Raw genomic sequence first — 17,474 nt, forward strand, 5'->3', positions numbered from 1 at the left:
ATGAAAACTACCGCGTCGGCGTGCGCCTCAATCCTGTCAATGCCGCCAGCAACGCGCTGCTTTATCTCGCCGTGCGTGACAGTTTACCCGCTGAGACCCGCGACGGCGCAGCCTGATCGTCAGACTCAAACACCTTTGCCGCTGAAACGGTGAATCTGGCGCCGGTCCCGCTTGCTGGGCCGGCCCTTGGGGTGAGGATTGCGAGAGGCTTCAACCCGTCGCTGCTCGGTGGCGAGGGCGCGGGCCGCGCGACTGGTTTCGGTTTCTTCGTAAAGCAAGACCGCTTCGCTGGCGGGGCCACGCCGGCGGCTGAGCTTTTGCACCCGCACAACGAATTCAACCGGGCCTTTGCGTATGCGCAACTCATCCCCCGGGCAGACGGTGTGGGCGGGCTTGATGCGCTTGCCGTTCAAATGCACTTTACCCCCGTTGACGGCCTCGCTGGCCAAGGCTCTGGTTTTAAAAAAGCGCGCTGCCCACAGCCACTTGTCCAAGCGGATGCGTTTTTCCTCCTCGGCTGGCGCGGCGGGAGTTCGTGCGTTTTTCTTGACGCTCATGTAGTCTAAAGCCTTCCCAAAATCGTTAATCCTGCAAAGTGTCGAGGCGAACCGGTGGAGAACTGTCACCCCGGGACGATAGCATGGATAACGGCGGCGTCGGGATGGCAAGGACGCAACTGCCGCATCAAGCAGAACCTTCCCGATGGCGTGGAATACACAAGAACTCTACGCAGTCGGACGAATTGGAAAGAGTCATGTACGAATCTTTTTACCGCCTCAGCGCCAAGCCCTTCCGCCTGAGTCCCGACCCGAAGTTTTACTATACCAGCCGCACCCATCAGCGTGCCCTGGCTTATCTGCGCTATGGCCTGCATCAGGGCGAAGGCTTTGTGGTGCTCACCGGGGAGCCTGGCACCGGCAAAACGCTGATGGTACGCACCCTGCTTGCCGAAGTGCCTCCCCGGGAATGGGTGGTGGGCACGTTGGTGACCACCCAACTGGCGCCCGACGACTTGCTCACCATGGTGGCAGACAGTTTCGGCCTGCCCATGAGCGGCAGCAAAGGCGGTTTGCTGCACACGCTGCAAAGTGGCTTTTTGCGCGTCTGCCGCGATGGCCGTCGCGCCCTGCTGCTGGTGGACGAGGCCCACAATCTCCCCCCCGCCTCCTTCGAAGAGCTGCGCATGCTGACCAACTGGCACAGTGGCGATCATCCCCTTTTGCAGGTGGTGCTCCTGGGTCAGCCGCCCTTGCGCGACCTGCTTGGCCGGCCGGATATGGAACAGTTCCGCCAGCGGGTGCTGGTCGCCCATCATCTCCAACCCCTGGCGGCGGCGGAGTTGTCCGGCTATGTTGAGCATCGCCTGCGGTGCGTGGACTGGGTGGGCGATCCGGCTTTTACCCCGGCAGCGTTCCACGCCATTCACCATTTCAGCGGCGGTGTGCCGCGCCGCGTAAACACCTTGTGTGAACGCCTGTTGTTGTTCGGCGGCATGGAAGGTCTGCACCAGATCGACGAGCAGGTGGTGCGCGCCGTGGTGGATGAAATGAACATGGAATTCGGTGGCGAACTGCTCAACCAGGAACCGCCGCCACCTCCCCCGCGGGAGGAAACGTTCACCGCAGCGACGCCCCCGGCGGCCCGTCCCGAGCCTGCGCGAACATCCGCGCCGCAAGGGTCAGAGAAAAGCGAAGCGCCCGCGCCGGCGTCGCCCCCCCCTGCAACACTGGCACCCGCTCCCGCCGTCGCGCCTGCCGCGGCGTCACACACACCCGGTCCGGCCCCTTCCGCCGGCCCGCCGCCCGCGCCTGATCAGGAACATGTCCCTCTTCAAGAGCCGCCACCACCCACCAAACCCCAGGTTGCCGTTGGCCCCCCGCCCTGGCAGGACATGGCCGGGCGCCCATCCCCGCCTGAAGCGGAAGAGCCGCCCGCGCCCCCAAGACCGCGGCGCTGGAGCGGTATTCTGCTGTTGGTGGTCGGTTTGGGGCTGGTGGCATTGTGGAGTGCTGAGCCCGCCTGGCTGAGGTCCATCGTGGCAAAAGTGGCCCCGCACGCGGCGTCTCCTGCGGCCAGCCCGGCTGCCCTGCCTCAAAGCGGCGTCGTGGCGCCGCGGCTGGCACTGTCGCGGCCGTCTTCCTCAGGACGTGGCGTAGTCCCGGTGGCCCACACCGGCAGCGACGGCCCCGCTCTGCCCGGGAAGCCGGTGGAGGCCCTGTTGGACCGCTTCATTGATATCTATAGGCGGGGTGACCCCCAGGCCCTGATGGCACTGTTCGACCAGGATGTAACGGTAAACCAAAGCCGGGACCGCGGCGCGATTGCTTCAGCCTATGAGCAACTGTTCGCCGCCACCGAGTCCCGCCGGATCGAAATCAGCGACATCGCCTGGCGCCGCACGGGCGCTGATGAGCTGCGGGGGGAGGGGCGCTTCGCCATCGTCGTGAGCGAAAGCCAGCGGCGGCCGCCCCAGACCTTCTCAGGACGAATCACCCTGGGGGTGAGCCATGCCGCCGGTGCTCCCCGGATTTCCTACCTGGACTACGATTACGACCGCAAGCCCTGAAGGATCTTCCGCCTGTTGGCCCCCGTCTAGCAGAATGTTGAAAAAAGCCTTCCTGGCCTTTTTTCAAGGCCGGCAGCCGCATACGCGGTTTGCAGCGGCCTCGCCTGTTCAATGACTCGTCCTCGTTAAGCTTAAAACATGACGGTGCATTCCCACACCGTTCACAGCTTGTTGAAAAGCGAGTTTTTCAACAAGCCTGTATGTCCAGTCTCCCCGCAGCGCCTCTTTACAATCTATGATTACCAAATCGAACGTCAGCAATCCTGAGGAGGTGACGTGTGAAGATCGCGACTACTTGGACGACGGATGAAGGCGTGGACGATTCGGTGGAATCGGCCTACCAGGCGCTCAAGGACAAACTGGGCGGGACGCCTTCCTTCATGGGCGTGTACGGCACCGTGGCCTACGACCTGGAACAGGTGCTCAGCACCTTGCGCGCCCTGGCGCCCGTGGTCCCCATACAGGGGGGGACCAGTTGCCTGGGAGTGATGACTGAAGAAGGCTTTCACGGCCGGGACGGCAGCGGCCTGGGCCTGTTTGGCGTTCGTGACCCTGATGGCCGCTACGGCGTCGGTGCCGCGGTGCTGGGCAGCGACGCCCGGCGCGCCGCCAAAGCTGCCATGCGTCAGGCACTGACTCAGGCCGATTGCGCCGGCGAAGTGCCGGCCCTGGTGTGGCTCACGGCCGCACCGGGGCAGGAGGAACAGGTCATCGCCGGCATCAGCGAGGTGATTGGCCGGGACGTCCCCATTGTCGGCGGTTCGGCGGCGGACAACACGGTTACGGGCAACTGGCGCCAGCTGGCCAACGGGGAGGTGTTCAGCGATGCGGTAACCGTGGCCGCCATGTTTCCCAGCCGTGAGCTGTTGTGGGGGTTTCACAGCGGCTACGAGCCCACCGCCAAACGGGGCACGGTGACCCGGGCCGAAGGGCGCACACTGCTGGAGATCGACGGCCAGCCCGCGGCCAGGGTGTACAACGACTGGTGCGGCGGGGAATTTTCCGACGTGCTCGGCAGCGGTGGCAATGTGCTGGCGCGCACCACCTTGCACCCCCTGGCGCGGGAGGTGGGCAAGGTGGGTGGCGTGCCCTATTACCAGCTCTCCCACCCCGACGCGGTGACCGCCCAGGACGGGCTGAGCCTGTTTACTGATATCGCGGAAGGTGACGATATCGTATTTATGGAGGGCACCGTCGACAGCCTGGTAAGCCGCGCCGGACGCGTGGCGGCTGCCGCTTTGGACACCTACGACGCCAGGGCGGATGAAGTCGCCGGTGCCCTGGTGGTCTATTGCGCCGGCTGCATGCTCACGGTACAGGATCGCATGGATGAGGTGGTGGAGGGCTTGCGCTCGGCCCTGCCTGGAACACCCTTTCTCGGTCTGTTCACCTTCGGTGAACAAGGCTGTTTCGTTGGCGGTGAAAACCGCCACGGCAATTTGATGATTTCAGTCCTGTTGTTTCGCAAGTAGAGTCGGAGAACATCACTGGTGGCCCGCCCTGAATTGATGCTGGAGACGCTGCTTGATCTGGAGCGGGCGCGCCAGCGCGAACATGAGCTGCGCCTGGAGAGCGAGGCCCTGGTGGAGGGCCTCAAGGCCATCACCTTCTCGGAAGACACCGATACGCTGTTTGCGGCGATTCTGGACGTGTTGCGTAATCTGCTCGCCTTTGACGAGGGCTTTATTCTCGGGGTGCAGGACGACGGCAGCTTCACGCCCATCGTCAGCACTGCACGGCGCTTTGTCGGCAGCCGGTGGCAACCCCAGTCTCTTTTCAGCCGGGTGTTGGCGGGCCGTCCCGTGGCGGCCTTCGACGTGGGGCTGGTGCCGGAGTGGCAGGCCCAGGCGCCCGAGCTGCGGGCCGGCACGGCCTCCGCCTTGCACTTGCGCCTGCGGGGCGAGGCCCATCCCGCCATCTTGGTCTGCACCCACCCCGAGGCCCGCTATTTCGGCCCTGCGCATGTGAAACTGGCGGAACGCTATACACCGCTGGTGTCCCAGGCTCTGCTGACGGCGGAATTGCGCGATGCGTTGCGCGAGCGGGACCGGTTTTTTGACCTGTCCCTGGATCTCATGGCTGTCATCGGCTTCGACGGCTGCTTTAGACAAGTAAACCGGGCCTGGGCCCATAGCCTGGGTTACGACGGCAGCGCCCTGGTGGGGCGGGACCTGCGCTCGTTGTTGCATGAAGACGACCGGGAGAAAGCGGAAACCGCACTGAAGCAGCTCACCGTAAGCAAGGACCGCAGCGAATGCGAAGTGCGTTTCCGGCATCGCGAGCGGAATTTTCGCTGGTTGTCCTGCCGGGCCGTGGCCTACGCGGATGAACAGCTGATCTACCTGTCCGCGCGGGATGTCACCGACCGGGTGGAGGCCGAGCAGCGCCTGCTGCATGACGCCTTGCACGACCCCCTCACGGGGCTTACCAACCGCATCGGATTCATGGAACCGCTGCGCCGCGCCCTGATTCAGGCGCAACGCCACAGCGGCCGTTGTTTTGCGGTAATGGCCATCGATGTGGACCGTTTCAAAGTGGTCAACGACAGCCTGGGCCATCTCGCCGGCGATGACTTGCTCAAAGACCTGGCCCGGCGGATCCAGGCTGTGGTGCGGGCGGGTGACGTGGTCAGCCGCCTGGGCGGCGATGAATTCGCCGTGCTGCTGACCGAGATCAATGAACCGGCCGATGCCGCCCGCATTGCCCAGCGCCTGGAAGAACGGCTCAAACTGCCGAGCTGCATTCAGGGGCAGGACGTGTTCGCCACCGTCAGCATCGGCATCACCCTCAGCAACCTGGGATACCAGCAGGCAGAAGAAATGCTGCGCGATGCTGATACCGCCATGTATTTCGCCAAGGTGCAGGGCAAGTCGCGCTACGTGATTTTCGACCGCAGCATGCATCACAAAGCGGTCAACCGCCTGCAACTGGAAACGGAGCTGCGCAAGAGCATCCAGGCAGAGCAGTTGACCCTGCACTACCAGCCCATCGTCGCCCTGAAAGACCGGCGCATCACCGGTTTCGAGGCGCTGCTGCGCTGGATCCACCCGGAGCAGGGCATGGTCTCACCGGCGGAATTCATTCCCGTGGCGGAGGAGACAGGCTTGATTGTGCCCATTGGTCAATGGGTGTTCCAAGAGGCCTGCCGCCAGGCGCGCACCTGGGCACAGCGATATCCAGAACGCCACACGGTGGTCAACGTGAACATCTCCCCGCGCCAGTTCTGGCAACACAACTTCGTAGACTACATCAAGACCACCATGAGCTCACTGGAGGTGGATCCGGCCACCGTGGCCCTGGAGATCACCGAAAGCGTTATCATGTACAACGCCCAGGAGGCCAGCGACATCTTCCGCGCGCTCAAGGATCTGGGGCTGAAAATCTACATCGACGACTTCGGGACCGGCTACTCGTCTTTGAGCTACCTCCACCGCTTTCCCTTCGATGGCCTGAAAATAGACCGCTCCTTTGTCCAGGGCATGGAACAGGACGATGCCAGCCGGGAACTGGTCAACACCATCCTGTTATTGGCGAAGAACCTGTCGCTGAAAGTGGTGGCGGAAGGGGTGGAAACCACGGTGCAGTGGGAACGGCTCCGGGAACTCGGGTGCGGCTGGGCGCAGGGCTTTTTGTTCGCCCGTCCTCAGCCTGGCGAAGACGCCGACGGCTTGTTGCGGCGCAGCTGAGCCTTGCCCTGCACCCCCAGGCCGTGGCGCAGTGCCTCAGCCTGCACCGCTGCCAGACCCCGCACATATGGGCGGTAACGACGCAGGCCCGGCGGCAGGGCCGCGAGGGCGGCACGCGCCTCCCGCAAACTGCCAAAACGGCCGTACGCCAGGGCCCAGCGGCGGGCCTGCCTCAGCCGGGTGGGAAAGACCAGCAGCCTGTCGCTGAGGGCCGCCACCTCGTCTTGCCGCAGGAAGCGGTTCATATCCCCGGGGTCGTCCGAATCACTGAGCAGCAATTGGATCGTGTAACCCGACAACCGGGGCTGGCCCAGCAGCAGGCTGCGGGCGACGGCCAGGTGTTGTGTAAAGGGTGTGCTTTGTGCGGGGGTGGCGGTCGGGACCGACAGCGCTGCGGGCTCGGTCATCAGCGCCACCTTGCCTGGCCTGGGGGACGACACAATGGCATAGGCGCTGGCCGCCAGGGCCATAAGGCCCATGGTCGCGCCTCCCAGGCGCAGGATTTGCCGGTTGTTTTGGCCTTGTCCCCCCCCAAGGGCCGTATCGGCCCGGGCGGCGCGCACATGGGCGCCCGCCACCCGCGCGCTGGTGTCGGCGTAAGCGGCAAGCAAGGCTTTATGCGCCAGCACATTGATGCGGCGCATCACACCACGGCTGGCGCGGCTCAAGACGCGCAGGGCGTGGTCAGAAAAGAGCCCTTCACCCCGGTGGCCGGCCTGGGCCAGGCGAAATGCCACATAGTCGCGAATTTCAGAAGCGGTCAGCGGGGGCAGGGTAAAGCCGTGGATGATGCGGGCCCGGACCGCCTGCAGGTCCGACCGGGCCAGGCGCAGATCCAGCTCCGGCTGGCCGAACAACACCACTTGCAGCAACGTCGCCCGCTGGGTTTCGAGGTTTGACAGCAGGCGCAGTTCTTCCAGGGTCTCCTGGGGCATGCCCTGGCTTTCCTCCACCAGCACCACCACGTTTTGCCCATCCCGGTGGCGGGCGATAAGGGCGTCGTGCAACGCCCCCAACAGTTCGTAGCGCAAGGTCGCCGCGTTCAAGGGGAGCTTGAGTTCCCGCGCCAGGGTGCGCAGCAGCTCATCAGGGGAAAGTGTGGGATGGGGCAGGTAGAGCACGGTGGCCTGATTCCGCAGCCGCTCCCCCAGCATGCGGCACAGCATGGTCTTGCCGCTGCCGATCTCGCCGCTGACTTTGGCGAAGCCGCCACCGCTGCGCAGGACGTAGAACAGCGCGTCAAGAATGGCGCCACGCATGGCACCGGGAAAGAAGCGTTGAGTGTCGGGCGTAAGCTGGAAAGGATCGGAGTGCAATCCGAAGTGGTGACGGTACATGTCAATCTTCCGGCGTTCCCTGGGGCACGAGCTGGAGGTGCAAAAACCAGACCAGCTAACGGGCCGGGCGGGGCGCTTCAGCCGGTGATGACTGCGCTCAAATCGGTATCCTCCGCCAGCGCCATTCCCAGAGCGCCGGTGCTGACCCGGGTGCCCTGCAGGCGGGCGCCGGACAAGCGCGCGCCCAGAAGCTTGGCGCCTCTTAAGTCCGCGCCGCTGAGATCCGCTCCGGAAAGGTCAGCACCGCACAAATCGGCGTCATTGAGCCGGGCGTGCTGGAGCCGCGCCAGCCGGAAATCGGCATCCCGCAACCGGGCCCGGCGGAAATCGGCCCGATGGAGGTCCAAATCCACCAGGTTTGCATTGTTCAGGTCGGCCCCCGCCAGCGCTGCCTCCCGCAGGCTGTCCCCGGGGAGGCTCAGCAACACCGTAAAACCTCTGCGGTCGAAGATTTCAATCATGACATACTGCCCTCCCCCGTCCCGGCGTCCGCCACTTCCAGACCCCGCTGCGCGCATTTTCTTCCGGCGAGGAGACAGGCCCGGGTCAGTGCCTCGGCGGGCGCCAGATCCCGCAGGCGGGCGTCGATATAAGCGGCGTTGAAAGTATCGCCCGCACCCAGGGTATCCACCACCCGGGACAACGGGGTGGCGGGCGCGTGGAGGGGCTCAGCCTCCCCGGGCAGCGCCACGTAGCCCCCCCGCTCCCCCCAGGCCAGCACCCGCTCCGCCTTCGGTGCCAGACCTTCCATGGCTTTGAGGAACGCCGGTCCGTCCGCAAATCCGCAGGCCTCGGCATAGTGGCGGGAAAAAAACAGCACGTCGGCCCGGGGAAACAGGCGCTGCACATGGGGGCGGGGTTTTTCTATTTCCACCGAGATGGGGGCATCAGTTCGAAGCTTCGCGGCACGCTGCAACATGGCGGCGGTGTCGGCGACATGGCGTCCCTCGAAGTGCAGCCATTGGAAGGGCGCAAGGTCAATGCGGGCAAAATCCTCCGCGCTGAACTCTGGCAGTTGGCGGTAATGGACGATGGTGCGCGAGCCTGTGGCCTGGCTCAGCGTGATGTAAGAAACGGGGGTCTTGGCCCTGCTGACGCGGCACACGGGGTCGAGGTTCACACCGTGGGCGCTGAGGTCGGTGATGACGAGGCGGCTGTCCGGATCGTCCCCCAGGGTGCCCGCCCAGGTGCAGCGATGGCCCAGCAGGCTGAGCACCACCAGGGTGTTGGTGCAATTGCCACCCCGCAGAATGCGTTGGTCCAGGGCGCGCACTTCCCCATTCTCGGAAGGATAAACCGCCACCGTGTTGATGATGTCCACGGTGGCGACACCCACCCCCAATACCTGGGCCATAGCGGCCTTATCGGCTCATGACGAATGGCTGGTTTTCGAATCCGGTTTGGCGTAGCCCGCCTCAGGGGGCGCCGCCTCCGCAGGGGGCTTGGGCGCCGCTGTCTGCGCCATCTTCATTCGCGCCAGCGGGACGAAGGTGACGCTGAGGTAATCAATGGTGACCCAGCCCAAAACAAGGTAGACGAAATGCATGTAGTTGTGGGTGTAGTAGAACATGCCGATCCACCAGGCGATGTTCCAACTGTGGGCCACAAACACCACCACCATCACCCAGGGGTAAGCACAGGCCTTGCCCCCGCATTCCGGACAGAAAATATTCGCCCACCACGCGGCCCGCAATTTCTCTTTGGGGGTGATAGAGGCTTCGTGGCAACGGGGACATTTGAAATTTTTCATGGCGGCCGCTCCGGCTTGGCGGTGGAAACGGCGCTATTATAGCCGAGTCACCGGCCGGGGGGATATGCGCGCTGCCGCGAGACAAAACCTGCTAGTATTAGCTGCTTGTTCAAGCAATGGCCAAGTCAAGCATGAACCCGATACGACGGATCTTGTTGCCCGCGGCCCTGGCCGCCGCGTTGGCGGCCTGCGACAACAATACGCCCTTGATGGAAAAGGTGTTGGACGATGACCGCGAGGCGGTGGTGTCCCTGTTGGATCAGGGCGCCGATATCAATGAGCGCAACAACTACGGCTGGACAGCCCTGATTCACGCCGCCCGCATGGGCAATACGGAGCTGGTCACGCTGTTGCTGGATCGTGGCGCCGACATCGATGTCCGCGACGATTCCGGCTGGACGCCGCTGATGCGCGCTGCCATGAAAGGGCATCTTGAAACCGTGCAGGCCCTGCTGGCACGCGGTGCGTCGGTCAACGCCCAGGAAGACGGCGGCTGGACCGCGCTGCACTGGGCGGCGGCCCGGGGATACAAAGACGTGGCGGCCGCCCTGCTCAGGCACCATGCTGATTACAACATTAAAACCAAAGACAACTGGACACCCCTGCAACTGGCCCTCAAGGAAGACCACCAGGACGTGGCCAGTGTGCTTCAGGCTGCGGGGGCGAAGCTGTGATGCCCTCGCGCCCGGCCTGGATGATCATGCTGGCCCTCCTGGTCACGGCCTGTGACCGCGGTCCGGAGACACCCGCCCCCGTCGGCCGGCTGGCCACCTTGCAGACCCTGGCATCGGAATACGAAGCCCTGGCTGACGCCCTGCCCACCAGCCCCATGCAGCTTCCGGCGGAGGACAGAAAACGTTTTGTGGAAACAGTGTTTCGCGACGGGGGCTACAGCTACGCCGCCACCCTCAAGGCCCTGGCCCGGGGAGAGTGGGACAAAAACGACAAAAACGCCCGCGACTTGGTGGAGCTGGTGACCCTGCCTCACCGGCAGTTGCGGGCGGGTGAGTCCATGGAGGGCTTGTACTCCGAAGATGAACTGGCCGCCATCCGGGCCATAGAGGCCCACCTGCGCTGAAGGGGCCGGTGCACCAGCCGTGGCCGGCGAGCCCGGCCGAAGCCGTGGCCCTGCAACAGGCGCTGCGCCACCGGGTCATCACCGAAGACCGCTTGCCCACGGTGCAGCGGGTGGCCGGTGTGGACGTGGGCTTTGAACAAGACGGCGCCATCACCCGGGCGGCGGTGGTAGTGTTGGGCTTCCCCGGGCTGATGCCGCTGGAACACACCATTGCCCGCCTTCCCACTTCTTTCCCCTATATCCCGGGTCTGCTGTCCTTTCGCGAGGCGCCGGCGGTGCTAAAGGCCCTGGACGCCCTCCGCACGCCGCCTGATTTATTGCTCTGCGACGGCCAGGGCATCGCCCATCCCCGCCGCTTTGGCCTCGCCTGCCACCTGGGCGTGCTGACGGACCTGCCCGCCGTCGGCGTGGCCAAAAGCCGCCTGGTGGGCCACCATGGCCCGGCAGGCAACGAAAAAGGGGACTGGACCCCCCTTAAGGACAAGGAAGAGATCATCGGCGCCGTGCTGCGCACCCGCCGCGGGGTGCGGCCCGTTTATGTTTCCTCCGGCCACCGCATCAGCCTGGCCACCGCCATCGATTACGTGCTGCGCTGCACCACCCGCTTTCGCCTGCCCGAGACCACCCGCGCCGCCCACCGCCTGGCCTCCGGCTAGCTCAGATGCACGACGAGCCGGCGGCGGCTGCCCTGACGGCGGTGTTCCCACAGAAACACCCCCTGCCAAGTGCCCAGGCACAGGTGCCCGTTTTGAAAGGGGATGCCCAGGCTGGTGGCGGTGAGAGCGGCTTTGATATGGCTGGGCATGTCGTCGGGACCCTCGGAGGTGTGGGTGTACAAGGGGTCGCCTTCAGGGGCCAGGCGGCACAGCCAGGCCTCCAGGTCGCGCCGGACGGCCGGGTCGGCGTTTTCCTGGATCAAGAGGCTGGCGGAAGTGTGCTGGATGCACAAGGTGCACAAGCCCTCCACCGCCCCGCTTTCGCGCAGCATGGTGTTGATGGCGGCGGTGATTTCGTGCAGGCCGGAGCCGGGCGTTTCGATAGTAAGGGTGTGAATCATGGGCTGCGCCGGATCGCTGAAACCGGCGCCCTATGGTAGCGGGCGCCGCCCTGGGGCGCCAGCGCCCGGCCTACGGCCCGCCGTGCTCGCCGGCGGTGAGGAGACGCTCCAGGGCGGCGGTGTCATTTAAGGGGGGGTCGCACTGGCTGCCCCGGCAGACGTAGGCTACCCATTCCCCGGCGGCCGGGCACCGGGCCAGGCGGCCCGGCAGCGCCGCCGCGGCGTGGGGGATTACCAGGCTGTAGCGCCGGGGCGCGTAGCGGCGGGCCAGACGCCTGCGCCAGTGGGCGCAGCGTTCCTCGTCGCCCCGGATGATGAGCAATTCCGCAGGATAGCGCAGCGCCTCCAGGGCACCCAGCAGGCTGCCGTGGGCATGGGGCAGTTGCCCCATGGCGTTCCAGGCAGCGCGTACGGTGCGCCCGGCCGCCTCCAGGTAAGGGGCATGTCCCAGCACTTGACCCAGGCGGAGCAGCGCCTGGGCGGCGATGCCGTTGCCGGCGGGGGTGGCGTCGTCGGCCCAGGGCTTGGGGCGGTGGATGAGAGGCTCGTGGTCGTCGGCGGTGAAGAAAAAGCCGCCGGCGGGATCCTGAAAACGGGCCAGCAGGACATCCGCCAGGGCTGCGGCGAAATCCAGTTCGCCATCGCGCCAGCGGGCCTGGGCGAGGGCCAGAATGCCGTCAATGAGGAAGGCGTAGTCGTCCAAAAAGGCGCCCTGACGACGCTGGCCGTCTTTGTACACGGCCCAGAGGCGGCCCTCTTGCCACAGTTCGGCGCGGATGAAATCCAAAGCGCGGCTGGCTGAGGCCAGGTAGTCCTCCCGCTCCAACAGCCACCCGGCGGTGGCCATGGCGCTGATCATCAGGCCGTTCCAGCCGGTGAGGATTTTCTCGTCCCGCGCCGGACGGGGGCGTCTTTCCCGCACCGCGAACAAACGTTCCCGGGCGCGGCGCAGGCGGTTGTCCAAAGCGGCCGGGGCCAGATCCAGGCGTGGACCGAGAACGGTGAGCGGGGCGCGCTGGCGCAGATGCCAGCGGCCCTCAAAATCGGGCGTCTCGTCCAGGCTGTAGCAAGTGGCGAACAGGTGTGAGTCGGCGGGTCCCAGCACGGTGGCGATTTCTTGGCGGTCCCACAGGTAAAAGGCCCCTTCGCCCCCGGCGGGATCGTCTGCGTCCAGGGTGGAATAATAGCCCCCTTCCGGCCCTTGCATTTCCCGCTGCACCCAGGCCGCGGTGGTTTCCGCGACTGTGCGGTAGATCGCTTTCCCGGTGACTTGCCAGGCTTGCGCATAGCGGGCCAGCAGGGGGCCGTTGTCGCAGAGCATTTTCTCAAAGTGGGGAATCTCCCAGCCCTCGTCCACGGCGTAACGGAAAAAGCCGCCGCCGAGGTGATCGAAAAGCCCCCCCGTCGCCATCTGGTCCAGGGTGTGGGTGGCCATGGCCAGGGCGGCCTCATCGGCGGCGCCGGTGGCGTGCCAGTGACGCAGCAGGCGTTCGATGTGGCCGGGGTGGGGGAATTTGGGGGCGCCGCCAAAACCACCGTGGCGTTTATCGAAGGCCTGGCCCAGCTGGGCGCGGGCGGCATCCAGGGGCAGGGCGTCCAAGTTGGCCGCGGCCAGCGGGGTGGGGGCTTGGAGTTGGGCAAACACGGCGTGGACACGGTCGCCCTGTTGCTCGATTTCGTCGCGGTGCGTGGCGAAATAGGCAGCCACCTGTTCCAGCAGGGCGGGAAAGGCCGGCAGGCCGTGGCGCGGCGTCTTGGGAAAATAGGTGCCGCTGAAAAACGGCAGCTGCTGATCAGGGGTGAGAAAAACGGTGAGCGGCCAGCCGCCGCTGCGCTGGGTCAAGATATGATGGGCGCTTTGGTAGATCTTGTCCAGATCCGGCCGCTCTTCCCGGTCCACCTTGATGTTGACGAACAGCCGGTTCATGAGGGCGGCGACGGCCTCGTCATCAAAGCATTCGTGGGCCATGACATGGCACCAGTGGCAGGCGGAATAGCCAATGGAGAGCAGGATGGGGCGCTCTTCCCGCCGCGCCCGCGCCAACGCTTGGGCGTTCCAGGGATACCAGTCCACCGGTTGGCGGGCATGCCGGCGCAGATAGGGGCTGAGTTCCCCGGCCAGACGATTGCGGTGTGGGGCGGTGTTCATGAGGCCCTCCTTAACTTGAGTGGGCGGCCCAGCAGCCCAGGGAGGGAACTGGCGCTGCCCCCCCAATCAAGAGGTGGGCAAGAAGTCTATGGGCCAGGTGAACACCATGGTTTCCACCTCCTGGGCACCGAACTGGAACAACTTGATGCGCGAGCACAGCTTCCTTTGCAGGCGCGGCGCCTTGAGTTCAGACGACACCACTTTGCAGGCGCTGACGTTGCCCGGGGGGTCGATGGTGATATCCAGCACAACCTTGCCCTGCAGGGTCGGGTCACGGCGCAGGGCCCGGTGATACAGGGCGTAAATGGCGCCTTTGTTCTGATCCAGCACCAGTTGAATCTGCTCCACGCTGCGCTGGGCTTTGCGGCCTTCACGGGCCACGGGCTTGGCTGATTCTTCTTCGAGCAGGGCTTCGCTTTCCACCACGGTGGTGGCGCGCGAGGCCAGGGTGGTTTCTCCCACGTCGGTGCTGAGGGTGGAGGTGTCAATGCCGCCGCTGCCACTGCCGGCCCGACTGGTGATCAGGGAACGCTTGGGTCCTGACGGGGCGTCGGTGACCTGGATCAACGGTTTCTTGGGCAGCAGAGCCGCAAGGGGGCTCCGGCGCAGATCGGCAAGTTCGTTGCTGAGCGCCAGCAGGCCGGAACTGGCGGCTTTTTTGCGGGCCTGTTCCACGTCTTGGGGCGCTTCTTCCGCCGGTTGGGGTTCAGGCTCCGGTTCAGGCTCCGGTTCCGGTTCGGGTTCGGGCTCCGGTTCCGGCTCAGCTTCTTCCTCCGCCGGCGGGGGGGGCGGCGGCGGCTCGGGTTTGCTTTGCTCCAACACCAGCTTGGCCAGGCGGGGCGGCAGGCTTTCCGCTTTGGAGCGCTCCAGTTTGGGCACGCTGAGAAAGGGAACCACCAGGCTGAGTGTCACAAACAGGACCAGCAGCGTGTAGGTGATCAGGCGCAGATTGCGCCCTTCCGCGGCGGTCGGGGTCCAGGGCAGATCCGAAGAGCGGTAGAAACGGGGCACGACGGTCTATCCTTCCTGGTTCAGCTTTTTCACGACGGCCAATGAAATATTGGTGTAGTCGGCCTGGGTGCAGGTGAGCATGATTTTCTTCAGCAGCCGGTAGGGGATCTGTTTGTCGCCCATGATGGTGACCTCTCCCTGGGCCGGTTCCCCGTTGGGGCCGACGCGGCGCGATTTGGCGGCTTGATAGCGCAGCTCTTCCAGCAGGCCGGGGATGACGCTGTCCTGTGTCGCCATCACCTCGTCCACCCTGGCCACCGGCCGGCCCTGGACCACCACATCGCGCTGGTTGACCAGAATCACGATGGTTTCCTTGGGCAGTTGCTCGGCAACGGATTCGGGCAGGCGCACGGCTTTGCTGCTGGGCACCTGCTGCACGTCGGAGGAGTTCACCAACAGGAAAAACACCAAAATGGTGAAAATATCCATCAGGGACACCAGGTTGATGGACACCAGCCGGGAATGGCGCTGGTGGTGACGGCTCATGCGCCGGGCGCGCCGGGACATTTTCATTGCGCGGTCTCCTCACCGGCTGTCAGCGGCGGCGCATCGCCGACGGACAGGGCGGGGAACAACTCCCCTTTCACCACCGAACCGGCGCGGACTATATCCACGGTGCGGGTGGCGTCCATGACGTGAATCAGCGTGTCATAAGCGGTGTCCGGCTCAGCCAGAATGGTGGCGTCCACTTTGTCGGGAAATCTCGCTTTGACTTTTTTCAGCACCTCGGTCAGGCCCGGGTAGTCGTGCTCGGTGCCTGCCCGCGGCAGCTCGGCGATGATGCCGGCCTGGCGAAAACCCACCTGCAGCATGTCGGGCCGGATGATGATTTCCAGCGCCAGGTCTTCCTCGGGCGTCTGGGTGTTTTCCACTGAAGGTGGAATGTTCAGCTCCAGGATGCTCAAGTGGGAGAACACCGCCGTAATCAGCAAAAACGGCACCAGAATCACCATCAAATTCAAAAAAGCGGTGATATCCAGCGTAGGCGGTGTGAAGGACCGGCGGCGGAAGCGCGCTCTCATGCCGGTTTGCTTCCGGAGGTTGCGGCATGTTCCCCGATGATGTTGAGAAACTTGACGGAAGCCATCTCCAGACTGTCCACCAGTTCGGTCGTTTTGCTGCTCAAAAAGGCGTAGATGAGCAACAGGGGAATGGCGACCATGAGGCCGAAGGCAGTGGTGTTCATGGCCACCGAAATGCTGGAAGAGAGCAGTTCTGCCTTTTGCGCGGGGTCGGCGGCGGAAACGGCGGTAAAGGCCTGGATCAGCCCGATGATGGTGCCCAGCAGGCCCAGCAACGTGGCGATGTTGGCAAAAGTGGCGAGATAGTGCGTGCGTTTTTCCAGGCGTGGCACCATTTCCATCAAGCCTTCTTCCATGGCGGTTTCAATGTCGTCCCGGCGTTTGGCGCTGGACAGACGGGACAGGCCGTAGGCCAGAATCTTCGCCACCGCAGCGCCTGACTCTTCCGCCGCCAGGCGTGCCTCGCGGAACTTGCCGGCCTCAATCAGGGGCAGCAGCTGGTTCCAGACTTTTACATTGGCGCTGCGCGTGCGCGAAAGGTACATGAAACGCTCGATTGCGATGGCGAGACCCAAGGCCAAAATGAGCACGATGGGGTAGATAAACACGCCTCCCTCTTGCAGAAACCGCACGATAGTGTGGTAGGTCTCCATCCGATTCTCCTCGTGGTTGGTGATTCAAGGCACCGGGATTTCCAAAGCACGGCACGATAGCGCCCCGAAATCCCTGCATAACTAACGGCTGTGCGGGTGGCAATTTAAAGTGATGGCCCGGCGCACTCAAGGTACCCAGGGCCGGTCCCGCAACGGGTGTCACACGCATGTCCAGGTCTTAGAAAATCCGGCTCTGTTCCTCGTGCTGAAGCGGGTCAAACTACGACGCTTCGCCGCCGGCGCTGGGCCCGCCCGGCATCATGGTGAGTCCGGTGCCGGGGTTCCCAGCTGCTGCAGATACTGGATTTCCCGCTGCAGCGTGTCGCGGTCCAGAGGCTTGAGGGGCACGTCCACCTGCCGGGAGAAGGTCCACTCCGGCAACCGGTCTTCCACTTCCCGCCAGGGTACGACGAAGGTGACCCGCGGCAGTTCGCGATTGCCCAGTATGCGGGTTTCGTCCAGCTCCAGGCGGTCTTCCACCGCCCAGGCGCTTTGGGCCGACAACACCACAAGGCAGCCCGCCAGCAGGGCCTTTTTCATGGCTGCGCCTCCTCTTTTGATGAGCGTATGCGTTGTTTGAGATCCGCCAGCCAGGCGGTCAGCTTGTTGTTCTGGCCCCCGTCCAGGGCCTGGTAGCGCTCATAGTGCGCCAGGGCGCGATCCAGTTCGCCCAGATACAGGTCGAACAAGATGGCGATATTGAGATGGGCAAAGGGATAGTCGGGCTTGAGTTTCAAAGCCTGTTGATACGCGTCCCTGGCGGCGGTGAAATGCCCCAGTTTCCTTTGCACGATGCCCAGATAGTTCAGTGCCACATAATCATCGGGATTGAGTTCGGTGGCTTTTTGCAGCTGAGCCAGCGCTTCTTCAAGGCGCTCCTGGCGCGTGTAGAGGATGCCCAGGTTGGTGTGCGGGCTGGCCAGCCTTTCTTGTGCTTCAATGACGGACTTTAGCAGCGCTTCCGCGCGGGCATCATCGCCGTTGTTGAGTGCGGCAATGGCTTCGCTGAAGCGTTCGCGGGTGGCCTCGTCCACCACCGGCCCGGCCGCTTCGGCTTCTTCCGTTTGCGCAGGTGGCGCAGATTCCTGGGCGTTAGCGACACCGGAGTCCGCTTCCGCAGCAGCCGGTGGGGTTGCCGCGACCGGTGCCGGCGGGACGCTGGCGG

General features: G+C 64.6%; 20 protein-coding genes. 7 read left to right on the forward strand and 13 right to left on the reverse strand.

Going from position 1 to position 17,474, the window contains the following annotated elements:
• Positions 1 to 125: 125 nt before the first annotated feature.
• Positions 126 to 557 (reverse strand): RNA-binding protein, encoded by a 432-nt coding sequence (locus ENJ19_11520; GenBank protein ID HHM06350.1) that lies wholly within the window; start codon positions 555 to 557, stop codon positions 126 to 128.
• Between the two features lie 83 nt (positions 558 to 640).
• Here ENJ19_11520 and ENJ19_11525 point away from each other — a divergent pair, with 83 nt between their 5' ends.
• The 3 genes from ENJ19_11525 to ENJ19_11535 all read left to right on the forward strand — a co-directional run bounded on the left by ENJ19_11525 (position 641) and on the right by ENJ19_11535 (position 6,252).
• The gene (locus ENJ19_11525; protein HHM06351.1) at positions 641 to 2,566 is read left to right on the forward strand and encodes a hypothetical protein; all 1,926 of its coding nucleotides are present in this window, start codon (positions 641 to 643) and stop codon (positions 2,564 to 2,566) included.
• 278 nt (positions 2,567 to 2,844) lie between these two features.
• On the forward strand, positions 2,845 to 4,038 hold the full coding sequence (locus tag ENJ19_11530) for a hypothetical protein (protein ID HHM06352.1): 1,194 nt from the start codon (positions 2,845 to 2,847) through the stop codon (positions 4,036 to 4,038).
• Positions 4,039 to 4,056: 18 nt separating this feature from the next.
• Complete coding sequence (locus ENJ19_11535; protein ID HHM06353.1) at positions 4,057 to 6,252, forward strand: EAL domain-containing protein; 2,196 nt, start codon at positions 4,057 to 4,059, stop codon at positions 6,250 to 6,252.
• Here ENJ19_11535 and ENJ19_11540 read toward each other — a convergent pair.
• The 4 genes from ENJ19_11540 to ENJ19_11555 all read right to left on the reverse strand — a co-directional run bounded on the left by ENJ19_11540 (position 6,210) and on the right by ENJ19_11555 (position 9,339).
• On the reverse strand, positions 6,210 to 7,589 hold the full coding sequence (locus tag ENJ19_11540; GenBank protein ID HHM06354.1) for a hypothetical protein: 1,380 nt from the start codon (positions 7,587 to 7,589) through the stop codon (positions 6,210 to 6,212). The genes ENJ19_11535 and ENJ19_11540 overlap by 43 nt on opposite strands.
• Before the next feature lie 77 nt (positions 7,590 to 7,666).
• Positions 7,667 to 8,107 carry a pentapeptide repeat-containing protein gene (locus ENJ19_11545; protein HHM06355.1) on the reverse strand — a complete coding sequence of 147 codons (441 nt, stop codon included), beginning with the start codon at positions 8,105 to 8,107 and terminating at the stop codon, positions 7,667 to 7,669.
• Positions 8,047 to 8,943 (reverse strand): ketohexokinase, encoded by an 897-nt coding sequence (locus ENJ19_11550; GenBank protein HHM06356.1) that lies wholly within the window; start codon positions 8,941 to 8,943, stop codon positions 8,047 to 8,049. The genes ENJ19_11545 and ENJ19_11550 overlap by 61 nt, the downstream gene beginning before the upstream one ends.
• A 15-nt stretch (positions 8,944 to 8,958) precedes the next feature.
• Positions 8,959 to 9,339, reverse strand: a complete 381-nt coding sequence (locus ENJ19_11555; GenBank protein ID HHM06357.1) for a hypothetical protein — start codon at positions 9,337 to 9,339, stop codon at positions 8,959 to 8,961.
• A 116-nt stretch (positions 9,340 to 9,455) separates the two neighbouring features.
• On the opposite strand from ENJ19_11555, the gene ENJ19_11560 reads away from it, so the two are divergent.
• The 3 genes from ENJ19_11560 to ENJ19_11570 are packed head-to-tail and all read left to right on the forward strand — an operon-like array spanning position 9,456 to position 11,073.
• Positions 9,456 to 10,013, forward strand: a complete 558-nt coding sequence (locus ENJ19_11560; protein HHM06358.1) for an ankyrin repeat domain-containing protein — start codon at positions 9,456 to 9,458, stop codon at positions 10,011 to 10,013.
• A gap of 26 nt (positions 10,014 to 10,039) precedes the next feature.
• Positions 10,040 to 10,417: a hypothetical protein gene (locus ENJ19_11565; GenBank protein HHM06359.1), complete on the forward strand. Its 378-nt coding sequence runs from the start codon at positions 10,040 to 10,042 to the stop codon at positions 10,415 to 10,417.
• 8 nt (positions 10,418 to 10,425) lie between these two features.
• Positions 10,426 to 11,073 (forward strand): deoxyribonuclease V, encoded by a 648-nt coding sequence (locus ENJ19_11570; GenBank protein ID HHM06360.1) that lies wholly within the window; start codon positions 10,426 to 10,428, stop codon positions 11,071 to 11,073.
• On the opposite strand, the gene ENJ19_11575 is transcribed toward ENJ19_11570, so the two are convergent.
• The 3 genes from ENJ19_11575 to ENJ19_11585 all read right to left on the reverse strand — a co-directional run bounded on the left by ENJ19_11575 (position 11,070) and on the right by ENJ19_11585 (position 14,298).
• Complete coding sequence (locus ENJ19_11575) at positions 11,070 to 11,474, reverse strand: YjbQ family protein (GenBank protein HHM06361.1); 405 nt, start codon at positions 11,472 to 11,474, stop codon at positions 11,070 to 11,072. The two genes, ENJ19_11570 and ENJ19_11575, sit on opposite strands and share 4 nt — an antisense overlap.
• A gap of 70 nt (positions 11,475 to 11,544) precedes the next feature.
• Positions 11,545 to 13,623, reverse strand: coding sequence for a thioredoxin domain-containing protein (locus ENJ19_11580; protein HHM06362.1), 2,079 nt, complete (start codon positions 13,621 to 13,623; stop codon positions 11,545 to 11,547).
• Positions 13,624 to 13,689: 66 nt separating this feature from the next.
• On the reverse strand, positions 13,690 to 14,298 hold the full coding sequence (locus ENJ19_11585) for a TonB family protein (protein ID HHM06363.1): 609 nt from the start codon (positions 14,296 to 14,298) through the stop codon (positions 13,690 to 13,692).
• Here ENJ19_11585 and ENJ19_11590 point away from each other — a divergent pair.
• The gene (locus ENJ19_11590; protein HHM06364.1) at positions 14,282 to 14,557 is read left to right on the forward strand and encodes a hypothetical protein; all 276 of its coding nucleotides are present in this window, start codon (positions 14,282 to 14,284) and stop codon (positions 14,555 to 14,557) included. The two genes, ENJ19_11585 and ENJ19_11590, sit on opposite strands and share 17 nt — an antisense overlap.
• A gap of 83 nt (positions 14,558 to 14,640) precedes the next feature.
• On the opposite strand, the gene ENJ19_11595 is transcribed toward ENJ19_11590, so the two are convergent.
• From ENJ19_11595 to ENJ19_11615, 5 genes are all read right to left on the reverse strand, one after another.
• A complete protein-coding gene (locus ENJ19_11595) occupies positions 14,641 to 15,147 on the reverse strand; it encodes a biopolymer transporter ExbD (protein HHM06365.1) in 507 nt (168 codons plus the stop codon).
• A complete protein-coding gene (locus ENJ19_11600; GenBank protein ID HHM06366.1) occupies positions 15,144 to 15,656 on the reverse strand; it encodes a biopolymer transporter ExbD in 513 nt (170 codons plus the stop codon). Before ENJ19_11600 ends, ENJ19_11595 begins: the two co-directional genes overlap by 4 nt.
• The gene (locus tag ENJ19_11605; protein HHM06367.1) at positions 15,653 to 16,309 is read right to left on the reverse strand and encodes a MotA/TolQ/ExbB proton channel family protein; all 657 of its coding nucleotides are present in this window, start codon (positions 16,307 to 16,309) and stop codon (positions 15,653 to 15,655) included. Before ENJ19_11605 ends, ENJ19_11600 begins: the two co-directional genes overlap by 4 nt.
• Before the next feature lie 258 nt (positions 16,310 to 16,567).
• The gene (locus ENJ19_11610) at positions 16,568 to 16,849 is read right to left on the reverse strand and encodes a hypothetical protein (GenBank protein ID HHM06368.1); all 282 of its coding nucleotides are present in this window, start codon (positions 16,847 to 16,849) and stop codon (positions 16,568 to 16,570) included.
• On the reverse strand, positions 16,846 to 17,474 hold a 629-nt coding region (locus tag ENJ19_11615), incomplete at its 5' end, for a tetratricopeptide repeat protein (GenBank protein HHM06369.1). The genes ENJ19_11610 and ENJ19_11615, both read right to left, overlap by 4 nt.

This window comes from Gammaproteobacteria bacterium, from assembly GCA_011375345.1.
In the GTDB taxonomy this organism is placed as follows: domain Bacteria; phylum Pseudomonadota; class Gammaproteobacteria; order DRLM01; family DRLM01; genus DRLM01.

What these genes read in the sequence shown, in the direction of transcription:
- ENJ19_11520 (HHM06350.1), bottom strand. Translation starts at nt 557, where the DNA reads ATGAGCGTCAAGAAAAACGCACGAACTCCCGCCGCGCCAGCCGAGGAG.
- ENJ19_11525 (HHM06351.1), top strand. Translation starts at nt 641, where the DNA reads ATGGATAACGGCGGCGTCGGGATGGCAAGGACGCAACTGCCGCATCAA.
- ENJ19_11540 (HHM06354.1), bottom strand. Translation starts at nt 7,589, where the DNA reads ATGTACCGTCACCACTTCGGATTGCACTCCGATCCTTTCCAGCTTACG.
- ENJ19_11545 (HHM06355.1), bottom strand. Translation starts at nt 8,107, where the DNA reads ATGCGCGCAGCGGGGTCTGGAAGTGGCGGACGCCGGGACGGGGGAGGG.
- ENJ19_11550 (HHM06356.1), bottom strand. Translation starts at nt 8,943, where the DNA reads ATGGCCCAGGTATTGGGGGTGGGTGTCGCCACCGTGGACATCATCAAC.
- ENJ19_11555 (HHM06357.1), bottom strand. Translation starts at nt 9,339, where the DNA reads ATGAAAAATTTCAAATGTCCCCGTTGCCACGAAGCCTCTATCACCCCC.
- ENJ19_11560 (HHM06358.1), top strand. Translation starts at nt 9,456, where the DNA reads ATGGCCAAGTCAAGCATGAACCCGATACGACGGATCTTGTTGCCCGCG.
- ENJ19_11565 (HHM06359.1), top strand. Translation starts at nt 10,040, where the DNA reads ATGCTGGCCCTCCTGGTCACGGCCTGTGACCGCGGTCCGGAGACACCC.
- ENJ19_11575 (HHM06361.1), bottom strand. Translation starts at nt 11,474, where the DNA reads ATGATTCACACCCTTACTATCGAAACGCCCGGCTCCGGCCTGCACGAA.
- ENJ19_11580 (HHM06362.1), bottom strand. Translation starts at nt 13,623, where the DNA reads ATGAACACCGCCCCACACCGCAATCGTCTGGCCGGGGAACTCAGCCCC.
- ENJ19_11595 (HHM06365.1), bottom strand. Translation starts at nt 15,147, where the DNA reads ATGAAAATGTCCCGGCGCGCCCGGCGCATGAGCCGTCACCACCAGCGC.
- ENJ19_11600 (HHM06366.1), bottom strand. Translation starts at nt 15,656, where the DNA reads ATGAGAGCGCGCTTCCGCCGCCGGTCCTTCACACCGCCTACGCTGGAT.
- ENJ19_11605 (HHM06367.1), bottom strand. Translation starts at nt 16,309, where the DNA reads ATGGAGACCTACCACACTATCGTGCGGTTTCTGCAAGAGGGAGGCGTG.
- ENJ19_11610 (HHM06368.1), bottom strand. Translation starts at nt 16,849, where the DNA reads ATGAAAAAGGCCCTGCTGGCGGGCTGCCTTGTGGTGTTGTCGGCCCAA.